The organism is Sphingomonas sp. Leaf37 (genome assembly GCF_920939475.1).
Taxonomy (GTDB): Bacteria; Pseudomonadota; Alphaproteobacteria; order Sphingomonadales; family Sphingomonadaceae; genus Sphingomonas.
Window position 1 is genome coordinate 555,731 of the sequence record NZ_CAKLAX010000002.1, and the last position, 18,897, is coordinate 574,627.

Below are 18,897 nucleotides of genomic sequence, written 5' to 3' on the forward strand. Positions count from 1 at the left end.
GGATGAACCGCCTGATCCGCGACGCCCGCGGCGTCACCATCGTCGAATTCGCGATCATCCTGCCGGCGATGCTGACGCTGATCTGCGGCACGGTCGAGATGGGGCACATGATCCTCGCCCGACAGGTGCTGGAGGGCGCCGTGGTCGATGCCGCCCGCAAGGCGACGGCGAGCATGGAGACGGGCGAGGCGGATCGACGCGCCATCATGATCGCCAGCATCACCAGTTCGATGGCGTCGTTCCCCAGGGCGCCGGGGCAGGCGATCGACATCCAGACGCGGGTCTATGCCGACTTCAGTTCCGCCTATCCGGAAACCTACACCGATACGAACGGCAACAACCGCTTCGATGCGGGCGAACCCTATGTCGATCGCAACCGCAACGGACAATGGGACAATGCGACCGCCAAGACGGGGACGCTGGGCGGTCCCGGCGACGTCGTCAGCTATACCGCGCGCTATCCCAAGCGGCTGCTGTTCGGTTTCGTCGGCCGCTTCGTCGGGCGAGCCAACGGTGTCCTGCCACTGTCCGCCACGACCGTCGTCCGCAACGAAGCCGTGGTGCGCAGTTGATCGCGGCGCTTTGGCATCGGCTGCGCCGCGATCGCCGCGGCGTGTCCATCCTGGAATTCGGGCTGATGCTGCCCCTGTTTCTGGGGTTTGCGCTGACGGGCATCGAATTCGCCAATTACGTCATGGCGAACAACCGCGTGCAGCGGCTGGCGGCGATGAGTGCCGATCTGGTCGCACAAAGCGGTACGGGGCAGATCGGTGTCGCCGAAGGGCAGATCTACGACCTGTTCAGCGCGCTGGATCTCACGGCGCGTCCGTTCGATCTGCGCCGGTTCGGCCGGGTGGTGATCACCGGGGTGCAGGGGACGGACAACGACAACGACGGGACGGTCGAGAACCGCATTCTGTGGCAGCGGTTCGACGGCGATTTCGTCACGCCGCCGTTGCTCGGTTGCGCGATGACGACTGCGGTCGCGACGCTGCCGCAGAACCGGCAGCTGATCCGGGACGAGATCCTGTTCCACGTGCAGGTCAGCTACCGCTATCAGCCGATCTTCAGCTCCCTGCCGTTCCGCTGGCTGACGCTGCCGACCAGCTTCACCCGCGGCGCGATGTTCCGGGCGCGCAACAAGGATTTCACCACGCCCACCCCCGACAGCCGCTTTCCGGCCAAGCGGAACTGCAACACCGCAAGCGGCCTATGACCGGGGCGCGTCAGGCACTACATCGGTTTGCATGACGCGCATCTACACCATCGGTTACGAGGCGAGCACGATGGCGGACTTCATCGCGGCGCTCTCTGCGGCCGGTGTCCGGCGCGTCGTCGACGTGCGGGCGCTGCCATTGTCGCGCCGCCCGGGGTTCTCCAAGACGTCGCTTGCCGCCAGCCTTGCGGAAGCGGGAATCGATTACGCCCATTTGAAGGCGCTCGGTACGCCCAAGCGCGGCCGCGACGCCGCGAAGAAGGGCGATGTCGCCACGCTGCACGCGGTGTACGACGATCAGCTCGCGTTACCCGAAGCGCAGGCCGCCGCCGCGATCATGCTCGATCTGGCCGCCGAGCGCCCGAGCGCGCTGCTGTGCTATGAACGCGAACCGGCGCATTGCCACCGCACCCTGCTGCTCGACGCGGTGGGTGAGGGCGTGGAGATCGTGCATCTCTACACCTGAGGGGGGGATTGCACCGCGTCGCTCAGCCGGCGCACCCGGCGGATGCGCGGCTCGCGGTCGATCTCCGCTTCCGCCCGGATCGACCGGCGTAATTCGTCGCGCTTCTCGTGGATCGACGCGATCACCGGCCCCATCGCCACCCCGAGGTCGACCAGCACAGCTTCGGACAATTGCAGGGAGCTTTCCAGCGTCTCAGGAACGGCATCCGTGACGCCGGCGCGATACAGCTCGGCCGCGTGACGCGGATCGCGTGCGCGGGCGATGATCGGCAACTCGGGCGCCAGCGCGCGCATCCGGCGGGCCAGCCGCACCGTCAGCACGGGATCGTCCATCGTCAGGATCAGCGCGCGGGCACGCGCGAGGTCGAGCCGATCGACCAGCTCCGCCCGGGCGATGTCGCCGAACAGCACCGGATAACCATCGCGCCGCGCGATCGCCACGGTGTCGATATCCGCCTCCACCGCGATATAGCGCTGGCCGTGCACCGCGAGCAGGTCCGCGACCATCTGGCCGACGCGTCCGAAGCCGATCACCACCGCGCCTGGTCCTTCGCCGGTATCGTCGATCGGCAGGTCGTCGCCCACCGCCCCGCGTTCGATCCCGCGTGACAAGAGATTGCCCGCCTTTGCCAGCAGCGGCGTGATCGTCAGCCCGATCGCGGTCACCGTCTGCCAGAAAGCGGCGGTGGATGGCAGGATCAGCTGCGCCTGCGCCGCGGTCGCCAGCACGATCAGCGTCGTTTCGGACGGGCTGCCCATCAGCAGCCCCGTCTCCGCCGCGGTGCCGCGCGCCGTCTGCGCGACGCGCAACAGCAGGAAGGTGACGACGGCCTTCACGCCCACCACCGCGACGACCGCGATCAGCAGCGACGACCAGTTCGCCAGCACCTCCGCCAGATTGACGCTCATGCCGACGGTGATCAGGAACACGCCCAGCGCCAGCCCCTTGAACGGCGCGGTCATCACCTCGACCTCGGTATGATATTCGGTTTCCGCGATCAGCAGTCCGGCGAGCAGCGCGCCGACGATCGGCGACAAGCCCGCCGCGGTCGTCGCCACGCTGGCGACGATGACGACCAGCAGCGACGCGGCGAGGAACAGCTCCGGGCTCTTCGTCCGCGCCGCCTGTGCGAACAGGCGCGGCAGCACCAGCCGCCCGCCGAGATACATGACGACCACGGTCGCCCCGCCGCGCAGTGCGACGCCGGCAATCCCGACCCAGCCTTCGTCACTGGCGGTTGGCGCCATCGCACCGAGCGCGAAGATGATCGGCACCAGCGCCAGATCCTCGAACAGCAGCATCGCGAACGCGCCCCGCCCGACCGGGCTGGTCGTGCCCACCAGCGGCAGCACCAGCGCGGTCGAGGACAGCGCGAGCGCAAGGCCAAGCCCCGCCGATCCGGCCCATTCCTGTCCCAGCATATGGACCGCGATCGCGATGAGCGCCGCCGATCCGATCAGCTCGGCAGGCCCTGTGCCGAATACCTGCGCGCGCATCGACCACAATCGCTTGAACGACAGTTCCAGCCCGATCGAGAACAGCAGCAGGATGATGCCGAATTCGGCGAACGGCTCGATCGAATGCGGGTTGGATATCGTCAGGTAATAAAGCCACGGCGCCCGATCGGTCAGCTGCCCCAGCCCGAACGGCCCGACCAGCATGCCCACCAGGATGAACCCGATGACCGGGCTGACCCGGAATCGCGCAAAGGCAGGGATCACCAGCCCCGCCGCGCCCAGAATTACCAGCGCATCGCTGAAGCCCGCATTTTCCAGTCCGATCGCCATGCACGGACCTTAGAGGGGTCGGGAACCAAAAGTCAGCCCTTGATCCGCACGGACCGGGAAACCGGAGCCTGGCCCATGCCACGCCGCGATCAGCCGGCATCCTCCATCATCCCGGACGTGTTCCGGGCGATGGAGCATGTCCGGTCGGGAGACGATGTAGCCGTGAGGTGGCCGGCCCGCCCGCCCGTCGCCCTCAGGCCGCCAGACGGTAATCCTTGAACTGTTCCCGCAGCGCCGTCTTCAGCAGCTTGCCCGTTGCCGTGTGCGGCAGCGCGTCGACGAACACCACCGCATCGGGCAGCCACCATTTCGCGACCACGCCCGACAGGTGAGCGACGATGGCGTGTTCGGTCACGTCGCTGTCGGGCTTGCGCACCACGATCAGCAACGGCCGCTCGTCCCACTTCGGATGAGCGATGCCGATCGCTGCCGCCTCCGCTACGCCCGGGCAGCCTATTGCCGCATTCTCCAGATCGACCGAGCTGATCCATTCGCCGCCCGACTTGATGACGTCCTTCGACCGGTCGGTGATCTGCATCGTACCGTCAGGATGGATGACCGCGACGTCGCCGGTGTCGAACCAGGCGTCCGCATCGATCGCATCGGCATCCGCCCCGAAATAGCGCTTCACCACCCACGGCCCGCGGATGTGCAGCCGCCCGGCGGACGTACCGTCACGCGGCAAATGGACGTTCTCGTCGTCGATCACCGTCAGTTCGACGCCGAACGGAATCTGCCCTTGCTTGGTCAGGAAATCGAGCTTGCGATCTTTTGGCCAGTCCGCCCAGCCGACCGGCGGTGCGCCCGCGGTCGCCACAGGCGACGTTTCGGTCATGCCCCACAGGTGTTTGACCTCGACCCCCATGTCCATCAGCCGCTCGATCATCGCGCGCGGCGCCGCCGATCCGCCGATCGTCGCCATCCTGAGATGCGGCAGCGTGTCGCCCGAGGCATCCAGATGGGCGAAGGTCGCCAGCCACACCGTCGGGACGCCGGACGATATCGTCACCTTCTCGCGGTTCATCAGCTCGCACAGGGTCTTCGCATCGTTGATCGCGGAGAACACCAGTTTCGCGCCCGCCAGCGGCGCCGCGAACGGCGTGCCCCAGGCCGCGGCATGGAACATCGGCACCACGGGCAGCAACACCGCGGCCGACGACAGCGACAGCACCGCAGGCGACACTACCAGCATCGCGTGCAGCAGGGTCGAACGATGTTCGTACAATACCCCCTTGGGATTGCCGGTGGTGCCGCTGGTGTAGCAGAGCATGCACGGCTCGCGCTCGCCGCCGGTGGCCCAGACATAATCGCCATCTTCGGCCTCGATCAGCGCGCGGAGCGTGCCGGGACCGTCGCCGTCCATCACGACATAATGTTCGATCGTCGTCCACCGGTCGCGCAACCGGTCGACGATCGGCTGGAACGCGCGATCGTAGAGCAGCACGCGATCGCCGGCGTGATTGGCGATATAGGCCAGCTGATCGTCGAACAGCCGCGGGTTGATCGTGTGGATCACGCCGCCCATGCCGATCGTGCCATACCACGCGGCCAGATGATGCCCGTGGTTCATCGCCATCGTCGCAACGCGATCGCCACGGGTCAGTCCCAGCCGTTCCAGCGCCTGCGCCAGTCGCCGCGCATCATGCGCAATCCCGTGCCAGTCGCTGCGCGTCTCGCTACCATCGGCCCAGCGCGTCACGACCTCCCGGTCACCATATTCGCGCGCGGCATGATCGATCAGCGTCGATACCCGAAGTTCGAAATCCTGCATTCCGCCGAGCATTCGTCATCCTCTCGATCATCCGGCGCTGCGTTCGCGCCTTTCGAACGAGCATAATACCCGTCCGCATCGGCGCAATCCCCAACAGGGCGCCGGGCGTCGACGCTCAGGATGTGACGGTCAGCGTACCGGCATGGAACGAGGTACTGCCGAAGTTCGCCGTCAGGACGCATTTGTCCCATGGTCCCTCGATTCGAATGCCGAGGCTATGGAACAAAGTCTTGAATGCCTTCAGCATTCCAGCATCGTGCGTCTGGCGGTTGATGATGCGCATACAGCTCACAAGCGCGGTTCCGACCAGATCCGGCGCCAAGTCGTACAGCGCCTTAAGCCATGACGGGTCGGCTGAACCCACCATCCGGGAGCAGGTGCCGGCGATCGATTTGAACGATTCGGCCGACGTCTTGCTATCGTCCTCCGCGGTGACGAGAAATCCGTTGAGGTCCTCGAGGAACAGCGTGGTCATTTGGAGGGCGAACAGCAGGTCGGGCAGTTCCTTGTTCCAGTAATTCGCGAAGAGCGATTCCAGCTGCTGAGGCATGTCTTGCTTGTTGAAGCCGCGCATCAGCCTCGATCTGAACGGATAGATCATCGTCGTTTGCTCCCCGGCACCCGGCAACGGGCGGGTGCCTTACGACGAGGGTGTACCCGGGGCGCCCGGCGACCTAATCGAACCCGGTCCGAAACGACGGCGAGCAACGATGGTCTGCGCCGTCCGCTATTCTCAGTCCTTCGACACCGTCGTCGATTGCGGCGAGACCCGTCCGTTCACCGCGATCGCGGTCGCATTCGGCCGCGCATTCATCCGCACCGCTGCCGCGCCGGGCAGGCCGGGGAAGCGCGGCCACATGCCCTGCGCCAGCGCCGACCGGCTGGCCGATGCCTTCCGTCCGCCCTGCGCCTCGTACATCCAGTAGTTGCGCAGCACCGTCGTGACGTAGCCGCGCGTCTCCCAATACGGAATGCTCTCGATATACAGCAAGGGATCGCCGCCATCGTGCACGATCGCGTTCCAGTCGCCGACCGGACGCGGGCCGGCGTTATAGGCCGCGATCACCTTGGGCAGCAGACCGCCGGTCACGCCCGCCATGTCGCGCAGCCGTTCGAGGTGGCGCTGGCCGATATCCATATTGGTCGCCGGTCTGGTCAACGCGCTCTTGTCGAGCGGCAGGCCCTTTTCGCGCGAATAATCGGTCGCAGCGGCGGGCATGATCTGCATCAGGCCATAGGCGCCGGCGGGGCTGACCACCTTGTTGCGGAACCCGCTCTCTTCCAGCGTGTGGGCGTAAACCAGCGCCTTGTCGACGCGCCAGCCGCTCGATGGCGTCCAGTTCGGCGTCGGATAGCGCGCCTCTGCGGTCGCGACGACTCCCTGCGGACAATTGTGGGCCAGCCAGACGGTGGTGGCGGGCAGGCTCAGCGCCTCGGCGACGCGCACCAGGCTGCCGAATTCGGACGGATCGCCGATCCGTGCCTGTTGCCGGATGACGCTATCGGCCAGATCGGTTTCGCCGATCTCGGCCAGCGCCGCCGCGACGCGGATGTTCGGCCGCTTGTCGAGCCGCGCCCAGTCCGCCGCGACCACCTGCGTCGATGGTTTGCCCTTGTCCTTGATCAAAAGCGCCTGCCGCGACAACTGGCCGTAGAAGCTTTCGGAAAACTGCGCCGCCGATTGCAGCCGCGCCTGCACCTTGTCGGGCCGGCCGCACACCATATCGGCGCGCGACGCCCAATAGAGCGCCGCCGCGCGCAGATCGACGTCGGTCGCCCGTGCCGCCACGCCCTCGAATCCCGTCTCGGCCGCGGCGCAGTCGTTCTGCCGCCATGCCGACAGCGATCCGGTCCAGCGGCCCTGTACCGCCCAGTCGCCGACGCCATTCGCCGCCTTCACCGCCATGCTGCGTGCGTTGGCGTCGTCGCCGGTCAGGAAGTACATCCAGGCGACCTTCGCCTGCCATTCGGTCTGCGCCTCGGGCGTCAGCCCCTGCGTGCTCTCCAGCAACGCCTGCGCATCCGTCGCCATGTCCGCCTTGACGAACGGCTGCATCCTGGTCGCCAGATCGGCCGCGATCTCGTCGCTCTTCGTCGCCTTCGCGCGTACCCGCCGGGGCGCACCGTCTTGCCAGATCAACCGCTGCGCGAGGGGCAGGGGCGGGAGTTCGCTCGCCCCGCGCGCCTTCGCCAGTCGGGCAAGGTCCGCCGCCTGCGGCAGTTCGGGCGCTTCGTTGAGCACCGCCATCAGCGGCTCCAGCTCGATCCGCGGCGATCCCTTGGCGGTGTACAGCTCGGCCCGCGCAATTGCATGCAGCGGCCCGGGCTTCATCGCGTCGAGCCCGATCTGCGCATCCTGCCATTTACCGTCGCGGATCGCCTGAAATACCGCGCGATAACCTTCGCGCTGGCCGGCATCGAGCTGGTCCGGAATGCGATCCGCGCCGCCGATCGCCGCGAGCTTGGCCTCGCCAGCCGGCTCGGGTCCGCTATCCGCCCAGGCGGGTGCCGCCGCCATCAGGCATGCGGCCGTTCCAATCGTCAGCGCCAGCTTGCGGGTCACGCGGATATTCCCCCCATCAGCAATTGCAGATCCTTCCACGCCTCGGCCTTCGCCGCGGGCTTCTCGATGAGAAAGCGCGGATGAAAGCTGGCGACCACCTCGGTCTCACCACGCTTATGGTTAAACCGGTGTAAAGACCCGCGCGTCCCGGGCATTTCCGCCCGCAGAATGGCACGGCTCGCCGCATTGCCGAGCAGCAGCAGCCGTTTCGGCGCGACCAGCCCGATGTGGTGCTTCGAAATCTCCGCCAGCCGCGTCTCGACCTCGCGCGGCATCCGGCCCGCCACCGGTCGCTTTGCGCACACCGCGGCAAGGTGGATCGTCTCGCGCGACAGCCCGATCGCGGCGAGCATCCGGTCGAACAGCGCGCCGGTCGGGCCGGTCATCAGCATCCCCGCTGCGCCGTCGTCCTTGTCGGGGCAATCGACCAGCACCATCACCTGCGCCTCTGGCGGTCCGGCAGCGGCGATCGACACGCCGCGCCATTCGACCTCCGGCACCGCATCACCCATCCGCCACGCGATGAAATCCGCCAGCGTCTCGGGCAAGGCGGCAGGGACGTGCACCGGAGCGGCAGGGGCGACGAACGCCACCGGGGCCGCCATCGGCTCGGCCAGCCAGTCCCGTGGGGCGTCGTCGACGAGCACGTCGACGCCCGCCTCCTGCCACCAGTCGAGCGCGCTCGCCGCGCTGCTCATCCAGTCGAGATGTTGATCGGCCCCCACGCATTTCCTTCTCTGTAAGGTTGACGTTTCCGTCAACTTGTCCGATCGCGGTTCGGAGACGAGACGTTGTCGGCCTGCGCCTGACCGCTATCCCCCGGCGCCGACAACCGCAACCGTATCCGGGAGTGGATGAGATGACGACACGCGAATCGATGCCTTATGATGTGGTGATCGTCGGTGCAGGTCCGGCGGGCCTGTCGGCGGCGATCCGTTTCAAACAGGTCGCGGCGGAGAAGGGCGCGGACCTCAGCGTCTGCGTGCTCGAAAAGGGGTCGGAGGTCGGCGCGCACATCCTGTCGGGCGCGGTGATCGATCCGCGCAGCCTCGACGAGCTGCTGCCCGACTGGCGCGACGACTGCCCGCTCGCCGAAGTGCCGGTGACCGAGAACCTGCACTGGGTGCTCAGCCCAAAGAAGAAGGTAACGCTTCCCCACCTCTGGACCCCGCCGTTCCTGCACAACAAGGGAACCTACACGGGCAGCCTCGGCAACCTCTGCCGCTGGCTCGCGGGCAAGGCGGAGGAACTCGGCGTCGAGATCTTCCCCGGTTTCGCCGCCGCCGAGATCCTGTTCGACGAGCAGGGCCGCGTGAAGGGCGTCGCCACCGGCGACATGGGCGTCGCCCGCGACGGCACGCACAAGGGCGATTACACCCCCGGCCTCGAACTCCACGCCAAATACACCTTCTTCGCGGAGGGCGTGCGCGGTCACCTGTCGAAGGAGATCATCCGCACCTTTGATCTCGCGACGGACGCACAGCCGCAGGTCTACGGCCTCGGCGTCAAGGAATTGTGGGACATCGATCCCGAACTCCACAAGCCCGGCCGCGTCATCCACACGCAGGGCTGGCCCTTGGGCGACGACGCCAATGGCGGCGGCTGGTTGTACCATCAGGCGAACGGGCAGGTCAGCCTCGGCTTCGTGACGTGGCTCAACTACAGCAACCCGTATCTGTCGCCCTTCTCGGAAATGCAGAAGTGGAAGACCCATCCGGAAATCGCCGCGATCCTGAAGGGGGCCAAGCGCGTCTCCTACGGCGCCCGCGCGATCAGCGACGGCGGCCTCCAGTCGATCCCCAAGCTGGTCTTCCCCGGCGGCGCGCTGATCGGCTGTTCGGCGGGCTTCCTCAACGTACCCCGCATCAAGGGCACGCACACCGCGATGAAGAGCGGCATGATGGCCGCGGAAGCCGCCGCCGACGCGATCCTGTCGCAGCGCGAGCATGACGAGCTGACCGCTTACCCGGAGGCGTTCGAGCGCAGCTGGGTAAAAAAGGAGCTGTCGATCGTCCGCAACGTCGTGCCGCTGGTCAAGAAGTTCGGCGATTTCGTCGGCTCCGGCCTGTCGGGCATCACCATGTGGCTCGAGCATTTCGGCATCAAGATGCCCTTCACGATGAAGCATCATCCGGACCACGAGACGCTGTGGCGCAAGGACATGGTCAAGCCGCCGGTCTACCCGAAGGCGGACGGCGTCCTCACCTTCGATCGCCTGTCGTCGGTGTTCCTGTCGAACACCAACCACGAGGAGGACCAGCCGGTCCACCTGACGCTGCGCGACCCGAACGTGCCGGTCGAATACGACCTGCCGATGTACGACGAGCCGGCGCAACGCTATTGCCCGGCCGGTGTTTACGAGATCGTCGGACAGGAAACCGGCGACCCCAAGTTCGTCATCAACGCGCAGAATTGCGTCCACTGCAAGACCTGCGACATCAAGGACCCGACCCAGAACATCAACTGGGTCGTACCCGAGGGCGGTGGAGGCCCGAACTATCCCAATATGTAAGCGTCTGTTCCTCGCATCGGTCCTCAGCCTTGGCGCCATCGCGCCGGCGGGGGCCGATACGTCCCGTATCGCCGATTATCTGAAGGCGCGTGCCGCCGATGCCGACGGCAACAGCGCGCTTGCTGTGGCGGGCTATGCCAGCGCGCTGGACGACATGCCCGCCAGCCCCGTCGTGGCCATAAGGGCCTATCGCCAGGCGCTGGCGACCGGCGACATCGCGCTGGCCAGCCGTGCCGCAGCCGTGCTGCGTGCCAGCGCCGACGCACCCGCCGACCTGCCGTTGCTCCCCCTCGCACTTGCGGCGGCGCGAAACGATCCCGTCGGGGTCGAGGCCGCGACGAAGTCTCTGGCGTCGACACCACTCGGCGTCATGGCGCCATCGCTCCGCGCCTGGACGGCGTTCGTGCGTGGCGAGGATCCGGCGGCGCGGATCGGCATGGTCGCCACGGGCAAGGACGCCGTCACCCAGCGCCTCGCTGCCGAGACTGCGGCATTGCTCCAGATCGCCCGCGGCGATGTCGATAAGGGGCTCGCCACCGTACAGACCCTGCGCGAGACGGGATCGCCGATCGATCTGCGCCTGTCCGCCGCGCAATTGTTGTTCGGCAACGGTCACGCGGATGCGGCGCGTGGATTGCTGGCGGGGGGCGATCCGGTGTTTGCCGCGTTGCGCCGTGGCACGCCGGCAAAGGCGACACTGGGTTTCGGTGTGTCCCGCCTGCTCGGCCGGATTGCCAGCGACCTTGCGGAACAGGACGCCGCGACGCTGTCCATCGCGCTGTCGCGCACCGCGCTGATCGCCAACCCCGCCAACGATCGCGCCCGGCTGTTGCTCGCGTCGGCGCTGGCGAAGGACGATGCCCCCGATCGCGCGCTGGCGACGCTCGACGCCATGCCGCCGGACAGTCCCTTCGCGCCGACCGCGCTCGCCGCGCGCATCGCGATCCTGGCCGGCGCAGGCCGCGAAGCCGACGCGCTGGCGCTCGCGCGACAGGGCGCGGAGGGTTCCGGAGCGGGCACCGGCGACTGGCAGACCTACGCCGACCGGCTCACCGCAGCGGGCCGGCATGCCGAGGCGGTCCCGTGGTATCGCCGGATTCGCGATACCGATCCGGACGAATGGACCGCATGGTTGCAATACGGCGGTGCGCTCGAGCAGTCCGGCGATTGGCCCGCCGGGCGCAAGGCGTTGCAAAAGGCCGTCGAACTCGCCCCGAGCGAACCGCTGGCGCTCAATTATCTGGGCTATGCGCAGGCGCAGCGCGGGATCGACGTCACGGCGTCGACGGCGATGCTGCAGCGGGCGCACGCATTGAAGCCGGACGACGGGTCGATCACCGATTCGCTGGGCTGGGCCTATTTCATCAACGGCGACATGGCGCGCGCGCTGCCGCTGCTGGAACGGGCCGCAGCGAGCGATCCGATCAATGCGGAGATCGGCGAACACCTCGGCGACCTGTACTGGACGATCGGCCGCCACTACGAGGCGCGCTACGCATGGCGCGCCGCCGCGCTCACCGCGCCCGCCGCGGATCAGGCGCGTCTCTCCACCAGAATCGTCCAGGGATTACCCGCCAAGTGATCGTCGAACGCGCGCCCGCCAAGATCAACCTCGCCCTCCACATCCGCCATCGCCGCCCCGACGGCTATCACGAACTGGAAACGCTGTTCGCCTTCGCCGCCGACGGTGACACGGTGACCGTCGTGCCCGCGACGGCGGACAGCTTCGCCATCACCGGCCCGTTCGCGGCGGCGCTGGCCGCGTCGGCGGAACGGGCAGGGGAGCCTGTTACGCCGAACCTCGTCGAGCGGGCTGCCATCGCCTTCCGCGACACCTTCGGCATCGAACAGGCGCACGCGATCACCCTAGACAAGCACTTGCCAGTCGCCTCCGGTATCGGCGGCGGCTCGGCGGATGCCGCAGCCACGTTGCGCGCGCTCGCCCGGCTCCATGCCATCGCACCCGAAGACCCCCGCCTGTTCGTCATCGCCGAAGCGCTCGGCGCCGACGTGCCCGCCTGCCTGCTCGGCCGCACTACATTGGGCACCGGCAAGGGCGAGGCGCTTATCCCGGTGCACGGCCTTGCCGGAACCCCGCTGCTGCTGGTCAATCCCGGCATCGCGGTCTCCACCAGCGCCGTTTTCGCGCGTTGGGACGGCCACGACCGCGGCGGCATCGCAGCCGAAGGCGACCTCCTCGCCCGCGCCATCGCCGGCCGCAACGACCTGCAACCCGCCGCACTGGAACTCGCCCCCGTCATTGCCGACGTGCTGACGGCGCTGGCGGCATCCGAAGGCGTCCTCCTGTTCCGCATGTCCGGCAGCGGCGCCACCTGCTTCGCGTTGTTCGAAAACGAACCTGCCCGAGACGCAGCCGCCAGGACGATGCCGCAGCATTGGAGCCTGGCCACAACCTTACTCTAAATTCCGCTTTAGCGCGGGAGGGGGACGCGCTTCCCGAAGGGACCATTGCAACGAAGCGCAAAAAATCCGCAAACCCCGCAAAAAATCGGCAAAGTTCCCCTCTTGTTCCATAGGAACAAACATCGTACATACAGAACAGATGCGTTGCCCCGTGCGCGCGCTTGCTCTAGCGAGGAACCTCCCGATGGCCGCCAATCTGAAAGTGATCGACACCGGCATGGCAACCGCAACCACCGACCGGCAGAAGGCGCTCGACGCCGCTCTCGCCCAGATCGACCGCGCCTTCGGCAAGGGCTCGGCAATGAAGCTCGGCGCCAAGCAGTCGATGGAGGTCGAGACGATCTCCACCGGATCGCTCGGTCTCGATATCGCATTGGGCGTCGGCGGCCTGCCGCGCGGCCGCGTGATCGAGGTCTATGGTCCTGAATCGTCAGGCAAGACCACGCTGGCGCTGCACGTCATCGCCGAGGCGCAAAAGGGTGGCGGCACCGCCGCCTTCGTCGACGCCGAACACGCGCTCGACCCGGTCTATGCCAAGAAGCTGGGCGTCAACATCGACGAACTGATCGTCTCGCAGCCGGACACCGGTGAACAGGCGCTGGAGATCGTCGACACGCTCGTCCGTTCCAACGCGATCGACGTGCTCGTCGTCGACTCGGTTGCCGCCCTCGTGCCGCGCGCCGAGATCGAAGGCGAGATGGGCGACAGCCACGTCGGCCTTCAGGCCCGACTGATGTCGCAGTCGCTGCGCAAGCTGACCGGTTCGATCAGCCGTTCGCGCTGCATGGTGATCTTCATCAACCAGCTGCGCATGAAGATCGGCGTGATGTACGGCAATCCGGAGACGACGACGGGCGGCAACGCCCTCAAATTCTACGCTTCGGTCCGTCTCGACATCCGCCGCACCGGCGCGATCAAGGACAAGGAAGAGGTGACCGGCAACGCCACCCGCGTGAAGGTCGTCAAGAACAAGGTCGCACCGCCGTTCAAGCAGGTCGAATTCGACATCATGTACGGCGAGGGCATCTCGAAGATCGGCGAGATTCTCGATCTGGGCGTGAAGGCCGGCCTCGTCGAGAAGTCGGGCGCGTGGTTCAGCTACGACAGCGTCCGCATCGGTCAGGGTCGCGAAAATTCGAAGACCTATCTGCGCGAACACCCGGAGATGGCCGACCGCCTCGAAAAGGCGATCCGCCAGCGTACCGAAAAGGTCGCCGAAGAGATGATGACCGGCCCGGAAGCCGACGACGACATCTGATGCACCGTCATCCGATCAGGATGCACGAAGGGCTCGCCGGTAACGGCGGGCCCTTTTCGGTTGGTCGCATTCCAACCGCACCGTACCGTCAACTTCGACAACTTCCGCGTCCGATACTCCTGCAAGTGCAGGAGCCCGGAACTCCCCGGCGCTTTCACGGAAACGATGAAGCCGGTTCCCCGGCGAAGGCCGGAACCCGTCCGGCAACCCTGTCGATTCCGGTTCGAACCCATCCGCCGTGTCTCCGCGAACGCGGGCACCCAGTACCGCGCCCCGCCTCGGCAGGAGCGCAAGGCTGCGATGACACCGCCCCGCACTGCTAGGATTCCATCATGACCACCACCGCAGACTGGACCGGCCGCGTCGGCCAAACCTGGGCCGCGGAATGGCAGCGCACCGACCGTTCGCTCGCCGATCTCGCCCGTCACCTCGACGCCGCCGTCCTCGCAGCGGCGCCGGACGCGTCGTTCCGCGCGATCGACATCGGCTGCGGCGCCGGCTCCACCAGCCTGTCGCTCGCGACGTCACGCCCCGATGCGCAGATCGTCGGTGTCGACCTCTCCCCCGAACTCCTCGCCGTGGCGGTGACCCGAGGAGTGGCGCACCCGAACCTCACTTTCGCCGGGGCGACGCATCCGTCGCAGCGCAGGAGCTTGCCCCCATCGACCTGTTCGTATCGCGTCACGGCGTCATGTTCTTCGCCGATCCCGCGGCCGTCTTCGCCGACCTCCATGACGTCGCCGCGTCGGACGCCCGGCTCGTCTTCTCCTGCTTCCGGGACCGTGCCGACAATCCGTGGGCATCCGACCTCGTCGAACAGGTCACCGGTTCCCGTCCGCCGATCGCCTCCGGCTACACCCCGGGTCCGTTCGCTTTCGCCGATCCCGCACACACCGCCGCGATCCTCGAAACCGCCGGCTGGTCCGTGGATAGCTATGCCCGCGTCGACTTCACCTATGTCGCCGGCGCGGGCGAAGATCGGATCGACGACGCCGTCGCCTTCTTCCGCCGCATCGGCCCGCTCGCCTCGGCTTTAAAGACCGCCGCCGATCCTGCCGCCGCAACCGCGCGGCTCAAAGCCGCGCTCGAACGTTACAGCACCGGCAGCAGCGTCGCCTTCCCGGCATCGGCCTGGATATGGCGGGCGCGCGCCGCGAAGGGGAGAGAAGCATGATCATCGTCCACCATCTCGAAAACAGCCGCTCGCAGCGCGTGCTGTGGCTGCTCGAGGAACTCGGCCTGGACTATCAGATCAAGCGCTACGAACGGGATCGAAAGACGATGCTCGCGCCGCCCGAACTCAAGCGGATCCATCCACTCGGCAAGTCGCCGGTGATCGAGGATCTGGACGCGGACGGTGGCCGCGTCGTCGCCGAAACCGGCGCGATCGTCGAATATCTGGTCGAGAAGGCCGACGGCAAGCTCGGCACCCCCGCCCATCGTGACGCCGCGCTCCGCTACCGCTTCTGGCTGCATTATGCCGAGGGGTCGATGATGCCGCCGCTGCTGCTCAAGCTGGTGCTCGGCCGTATCCCGCTGATGGGCAAGCCGGCGATTAAACGCATCCAGCCGATGATTGACGTTCATCTCGACTATGTCGAATCGGAGCTGGCGCAGCGCCCGTGGTTCGCCGGGTCCGACATGACCGCGGCCGACGTCATGATGAGTTTCCCGATCGAGGCTGCCCGCAGCCGGGCCGGTCTCGACAAGTCCCGCCCGGCGACGATCGCCTGGCTCGATAAGGTGCATGCCCGCCCGGCCTATCAGGCCGCCCTCGCGAAGGGCGGCCCCTATGCGTATGCCTGATGCCTCGGCCTAGTGGCGGAAGCTGGTCGGTGCCGGTGGCTCCGGCACGTGCGCGGGGGCATGCGCCGGTTCGATCTCGGCGGGTTCCCGCGGATCGAACCCGCCCTCCCATTTCGCCACCACCGCGCTTGCGACCGCATTGCCGATCACGTTCGTCGCGGTCCGGCCCATGTCGAGGAAGTGGTCGATCGCCAGGATCAGCAGCAGGCCAGCTTCCGGAATGTCGAACACCGGCAGCACGGCGGCAATCACGACCAGACTGGCCCGCGGCACCGCGGCGATGCCCTTGGACGAGATCATCAGGAACAGCAGCATCGCGATCTGCGTCCCCAGCGGCATGTCGATGCCATAGGCCTGGGCGATGAACACCGACGCGAACGTCATGTACATCATCGATCCGTCGAGGTTGAACGAATAGCCCAGCGGCAGCACGAAGCTCGCGATCTTCGGCGGCACACCGAACCGGTCGAGCGCTTCCAGCATCCGCGGGTAGGCGGCCTCGGACGACGCCGTGGTGAAGGCGACGAGCAACGGCTCGCGGACATAGCGCACCAGCTGAACGATCCGCGGTCCGATGAACAGGAAGCCGATCCCCAGCAGGATCGCCCACAGGATCAGCAGGGCAAGGTAGAAGCTGCCCATGAAGAACGCCAACTGCCCGATCACCCCCGCACCGCGTTCGGCCAGCGTCGCGGTGACCGCACAGAATACCGCGACCGGTGCGACCCGCATGACGTAGTCGGTGATCTGCAACATGATCGCGACCAGTCCATCGACCGCCCGCACGATCGGCGCGGCGCGCTCGCCGACCGCGGTGATCGCCACGCCGACGAAGATCGAGAAGACGACGATCTGCAGGATTTCGTTGGTCGCCATCGCCTCGATCATCGATGCGGGGACGATATGGCTGATGAACTTGGCAAGGCTGAACGCCTCGGTCGACACGCCGGCATCCGCCGTCACCGGTGGCAGCGCCAGCCCGATACCGACGCCCGGCTGGATCGCGTTGACCAGGATCAGCCCCAGCCCCAGCGACAACAGGCTGGCGCAGACGAACCAGCCGATTGCCTTCGCACCGACCCGGCCCAATGCCGCGGTGTCGCCCATCTGCGCGATGCCGCTCACCAGGGTCGCGAACACCAGCGGCGCTATGATCATCTTGATCAGGCGGAGGAAGATCGTCGTACCGATCGAGAAATAGCCGGCGATCGCCTTCAACCGTTCCGTCGCGGCCGGCGTGCCGTCGTCCAGCCAGCCGTTGATCGCCAGTCCCGTGACGATACCGAGTATCAGGCCGATCACGATAAACACAGTCAGCCGCTTGGCCATGCATGCACTCCCGAAATTACGGGCAGGGAAGGGGATTGCGGCCGCCGGGTCAAGCGCCGTATCGATCCATGATGGTCGTCACGCCTTCCCGCCGCGCGCTCCTCGCCGGTCTAGCCACGCTGCCGCTGCTGTCCAGCGGTGTCCTCCGCGCTGCCGAGCCCGACCTTTCGGAGCTGAAGGACCTTACCGCCGGCACGGTCCCGATCGGGCCGGCCGAACGCGCCCGCCGCCTGTCCCGGGCGCAGTCGCTGATGCGGGCGAACGGCCTTGGCGCGGTACTGACCGAGCCCGGATCGTCGATGATATACTTCACCGGCGTCCGCTGGGGGCGTAGCGAACGCCCGACCCTCGCGATCCTGCCCCGCGAAGGCCGGCCGCTGATCGTCACGCCGTTCTTCGAGGAGCCATCGGTTCGTCAGTCGCTCGCGGTTCCCGCCGAGGTCCGTGTCTGGCAAGAGGACGGCGACGCGCTCGCCGTTGTCGCCGCCTGGCTGAAGGAGCGCCGCCTCGACCGTCTGCCGATCGGGATAGAGGAAACCACCCGCGTCTTCATCCCCGCCGCACTCGCTCGGTTCGCCCCGGATGCCAGACAGGTCAGCGCCAACCCGGTCGTCCGCGGCTGTCGCATGATCAAGACGCCCGCCGAACTCGCGCTGATGCAGGCCGCGACCGACGTGACGCTGGCGGCTTACCGCTGGCTTGTACCCCGCATCGAACCGGGAATGACCGGCCCGGAGATCGGCGCACTGATGAACGCAGCGACCGCGAAGCTCGGCGGCGACCCCGAGTTCGCGCTCGCGCTGATCGGCCCGGCGGCTGCCCTGCCGCACGGCAGCCGCGACGTGCACCGCATCGCGCCCGACGAAATCCTTCTGATGGACTGCGGCTGCACCGTGCGGGGCTATCAGTCCGACGTCTCCCGCACCTGGGTGCCGAAGGGCCGCGCCACCAGAGTTCAACGCAAGGTCTGGGACGAAGTCGCCAAAGGCCAGCAGGTCGCTCGTGCCGCGGCGAAGGTCGGGGCTACCGCGGGCAGCGTCGACGACGCGGTCCGTACCTTCTACACCGGCCTCGGCTACGGCCCCGACTACCGGCTTCCCGGCCTGTCGCATCGCACCGGCCACGGTATCGGCATGGATGGCCACGAACCGGTCAACCTCGTGCGCGGCGAAACAACGCGGCTTGCGCCCGGCATGTGCTTCTCGAACGAACCCGGCCTCTACCTGCCCGGCCACTTCGGCGTCCGACTGGAGGATTGCTTCCACATGACTGCCGACGGCCCCGTCTGGTTCAGTACGCCACCTGCTTCGATCGATCAGCCACTATGACGAAGGGAACGATGATGACGCCCACCACCTGCGGTACGATCCTGCTGCTGCTCGCTGCCGCAGCGCCTCTCACGGCGGCGACCCCCGTCCGCATGCCGGCCCGCGTCGGCGCCTGCGCGATGACCACGATCCGGAGCGTGTCGTCGCGGCTGGAGGACGGCGCGGGCAAGGCGGTGCCGGACAGCGGATCGGCAGTGACCCTCGCCAACGGTGTCTATGGCGTGTCCTATGACCAAATCCCCGCGGTGGATCGGTCCCGCCGGGGCGATCGCGCGCTGACCTGCCTCGTTCAATTGCCCAAGAACTGCCCGCCCGGCGACAAGCGCGGCCGCTGGTACACCACCACCAACCTACGCACGATGGCATCATGGACTTTACCCGATGCGCAGCACATGTGCGGCGGTGCGTAACGACCGCTTGAGGGGAGGGGCGCTCTC

General features: G+C 67.2%; 17 protein-coding genes and 1 pseudogene. 12 read left to right on the forward strand and 6 right to left on the reverse strand.

Translation table 11 applies throughout. The features are described from left to right. The first annotated feature begins 2 nt into the window (after nucleotides 1-2). From LRA87_RS08065 to LRA87_RS08075, 3 genes are read left to right on the forward strand one after another with little or no spacing between them, the layout of a single operon-like run. The gene (locus tag LRA87_RS08065; protein WP_230630853.1) at nucleotides 3-572 is read left to right on the forward strand and encodes a TadE/TadG family type IV pilus assembly protein; all 570 of its coding nucleotides are present in this window, start codon (nucleotides 3-5) and stop codon (nucleotides 570-572) included. Between the two features lie 41 nt (nucleotides 573-613). Then, nucleotides 614-1,216, forward strand: coding sequence for a TadE/TadG family type IV pilus assembly protein (locus tag LRA87_RS08070; protein ID WP_230630855.1), 603 nt, complete (start codon nucleotides 614-616; stop codon nucleotides 1,214-1,216). A 31-nt stretch (nucleotides 1,217-1,247) separates the two neighbouring features. After that, complete coding sequence (locus LRA87_RS08075) at nucleotides 1,248-1,682, forward strand: DUF488 domain-containing protein (RefSeq protein ID WP_230630857.1); 435 nt, start codon at nucleotides 1,248-1,250, stop codon at nucleotides 1,680-1,682. Here the strand turns inward: LRA87_RS08075 and LRA87_RS08080 are convergent. From LRA87_RS08080 to LRA87_RS08100, 5 genes are all read right to left on the reverse strand, one after another. Next, a complete protein-coding gene (locus tag LRA87_RS08080) occupies nucleotides 1,673-3,469 on the reverse strand; it encodes a cation:proton antiporter domain-containing protein (protein ID WP_230630858.1) in 1,797 nt (598 codons plus the stop codon). The two genes, LRA87_RS08075 and LRA87_RS08080, sit on opposite strands and share 10 nt — an antisense overlap. A 193-nt stretch (nucleotides 3,470-3,662) precedes the next feature. Next, entirely contained in the window at nucleotides 3,663-5,252 is a 1,590-nt protein-coding gene (locus tag LRA87_RS08085) for a long-chain fatty acid--CoA ligase (RefSeq protein ID WP_230630859.1), read from the reverse strand. A gap of 103 nt (nucleotides 5,253-5,355) precedes the next feature. Next, on the reverse strand, nucleotides 5,356-5,841 hold the full coding sequence (locus LRA87_RS08090) for a hypothetical protein (protein WP_230630860.1): 486 nt from the start codon (nucleotides 5,839-5,841) through the stop codon (nucleotides 5,356-5,358). Nucleotides 5,842-5,973: 132 nt separating this feature from the next. Next, entirely contained in the window at nucleotides 5,974-7,758 is a 1,785-nt protein-coding gene (locus LRA87_RS08095; RefSeq protein ID WP_230631191.1) for a lytic transglycosylase domain-containing protein, read from the reverse strand. A gap of 41 nt (nucleotides 7,759-7,799) precedes the next feature. Further along, the gene (locus tag LRA87_RS08100) at nucleotides 7,800-8,528 is read right to left on the reverse strand and encodes a uracil-DNA glycosylase (protein WP_230630861.1); all 729 of its coding nucleotides are present in this window, start codon (nucleotides 8,526-8,528) and stop codon (nucleotides 7,800-7,802) included. Nucleotides 8,529-8,662: 134 nt separating this feature from the next. Between LRA87_RS08100 and LRA87_RS08105 the strand changes: the two genes are divergently transcribed. The 7 genes and pseudogenes from LRA87_RS08105 to LRA87_RS08135 all read left to right on the forward strand — a co-directional run bounded on the left by LRA87_RS08105 (nucleotide 8,663) and on the right by LRA87_RS08135 (nucleotide 15,803). Continuing rightward, nucleotides 8,663-10,315 carry an electron transfer flavoprotein-ubiquinone oxidoreductase gene (locus tag LRA87_RS08105; protein WP_230630862.1) on the forward strand — a complete coding sequence of 551 codons (1,653 nt, stop codon included), beginning with the start codon at nucleotides 8,663-8,665 and terminating at the stop codon, nucleotides 10,313-10,315. After that, complete coding sequence (locus tag LRA87_RS08110) at nucleotides 10,287-11,897, forward strand: tetratricopeptide repeat protein (protein ID WP_230630863.1); 1,611 nt, start codon at nucleotides 10,287-10,289, stop codon at nucleotides 11,895-11,897. The genes LRA87_RS08105 and LRA87_RS08110 overlap by 29 nt, the downstream gene beginning before the upstream one ends. Next, nucleotides 11,894-12,739, forward strand: a complete 846-nt coding sequence (locus tag LRA87_RS08115; RefSeq protein WP_230630864.1) for a 4-(cytidine 5'-diphospho)-2-C-methyl-D-erythritol kinase — start codon at nucleotides 11,894-11,896, stop codon at nucleotides 12,737-12,739. The genes LRA87_RS08110 and LRA87_RS08115 overlap by 4 nt, the downstream gene beginning before the upstream one ends. Before the next feature lie 184 nt (nucleotides 12,740-12,923). Continuing rightward, complete coding sequence (gene recA, locus LRA87_RS08120; protein WP_329958586.1) at nucleotides 12,924-13,997, forward strand: recombinase RecA; 1,074 nt, start codon at nucleotides 12,924-12,926, stop codon at nucleotides 13,995-13,997. A gap of 332 nt (nucleotides 13,998-14,329) precedes the next feature. Next, nucleotides 14,330-14,566, forward strand: a pseudogene (locus LRA87_RS08125) (class I SAM-dependent methyltransferase); the annotation flags it as partial. Nucleotides 14,567-14,688: 122 nt separating this feature from the next. Further along, on the forward strand, nucleotides 14,689-15,171 hold the full coding sequence (locus LRA87_RS08130) for a hypothetical protein (protein ID WP_230631234.1): 483 nt from the start codon (nucleotides 14,689-14,691) through the stop codon (nucleotides 15,169-15,171). Beyond that, entirely contained in the window at nucleotides 15,168-15,803 is a 636-nt protein-coding gene (locus LRA87_RS08135; protein ID WP_230630865.1) for a glutathione S-transferase family protein, read from the forward strand. Before LRA87_RS08130 ends, LRA87_RS08135 begins: the two co-directional genes overlap by 4 nt. Nucleotides 15,804-15,812: 9 nt before the next feature. Here the strand turns inward: LRA87_RS08135 and LRA87_RS08140 are convergent, their stop codons facing one another. After that, nucleotides 15,813-17,132, reverse strand: a complete 1,320-nt coding sequence (locus tag LRA87_RS08140) for a dicarboxylate/amino acid:cation symporter (protein ID WP_230630866.1) — start codon at nucleotides 17,130-17,132, stop codon at nucleotides 15,813-15,815. A 71-nt stretch (nucleotides 17,133-17,203) separates the two neighbouring features. On the opposite strand from LRA87_RS08140, the gene LRA87_RS08145 reads away from it, so the two are divergent. Both LRA87_RS08145 and LRA87_RS08150 read left to right on the forward strand, forming a co-directional pair. Then, the gene (locus LRA87_RS08145) at nucleotides 17,204-18,460 is read left to right on the forward strand and encodes a M24 family metallopeptidase (protein ID WP_230631193.1); all 1,257 of its coding nucleotides are present in this window, start codon (nucleotides 17,204-17,206) and stop codon (nucleotides 18,458-18,460) included. Between the two features lie 11 nt (nucleotides 18,461-18,471). Beyond that, the gene (locus LRA87_RS08150; protein ID WP_230630867.1) at nucleotides 18,472-18,870 is read left to right on the forward strand and encodes a hypothetical protein; all 399 of its coding nucleotides are present in this window, start codon (nucleotides 18,472-18,474) and stop codon (nucleotides 18,868-18,870) included. Nucleotides 18,871-18,897 lie beyond the last annotated feature (27 nt).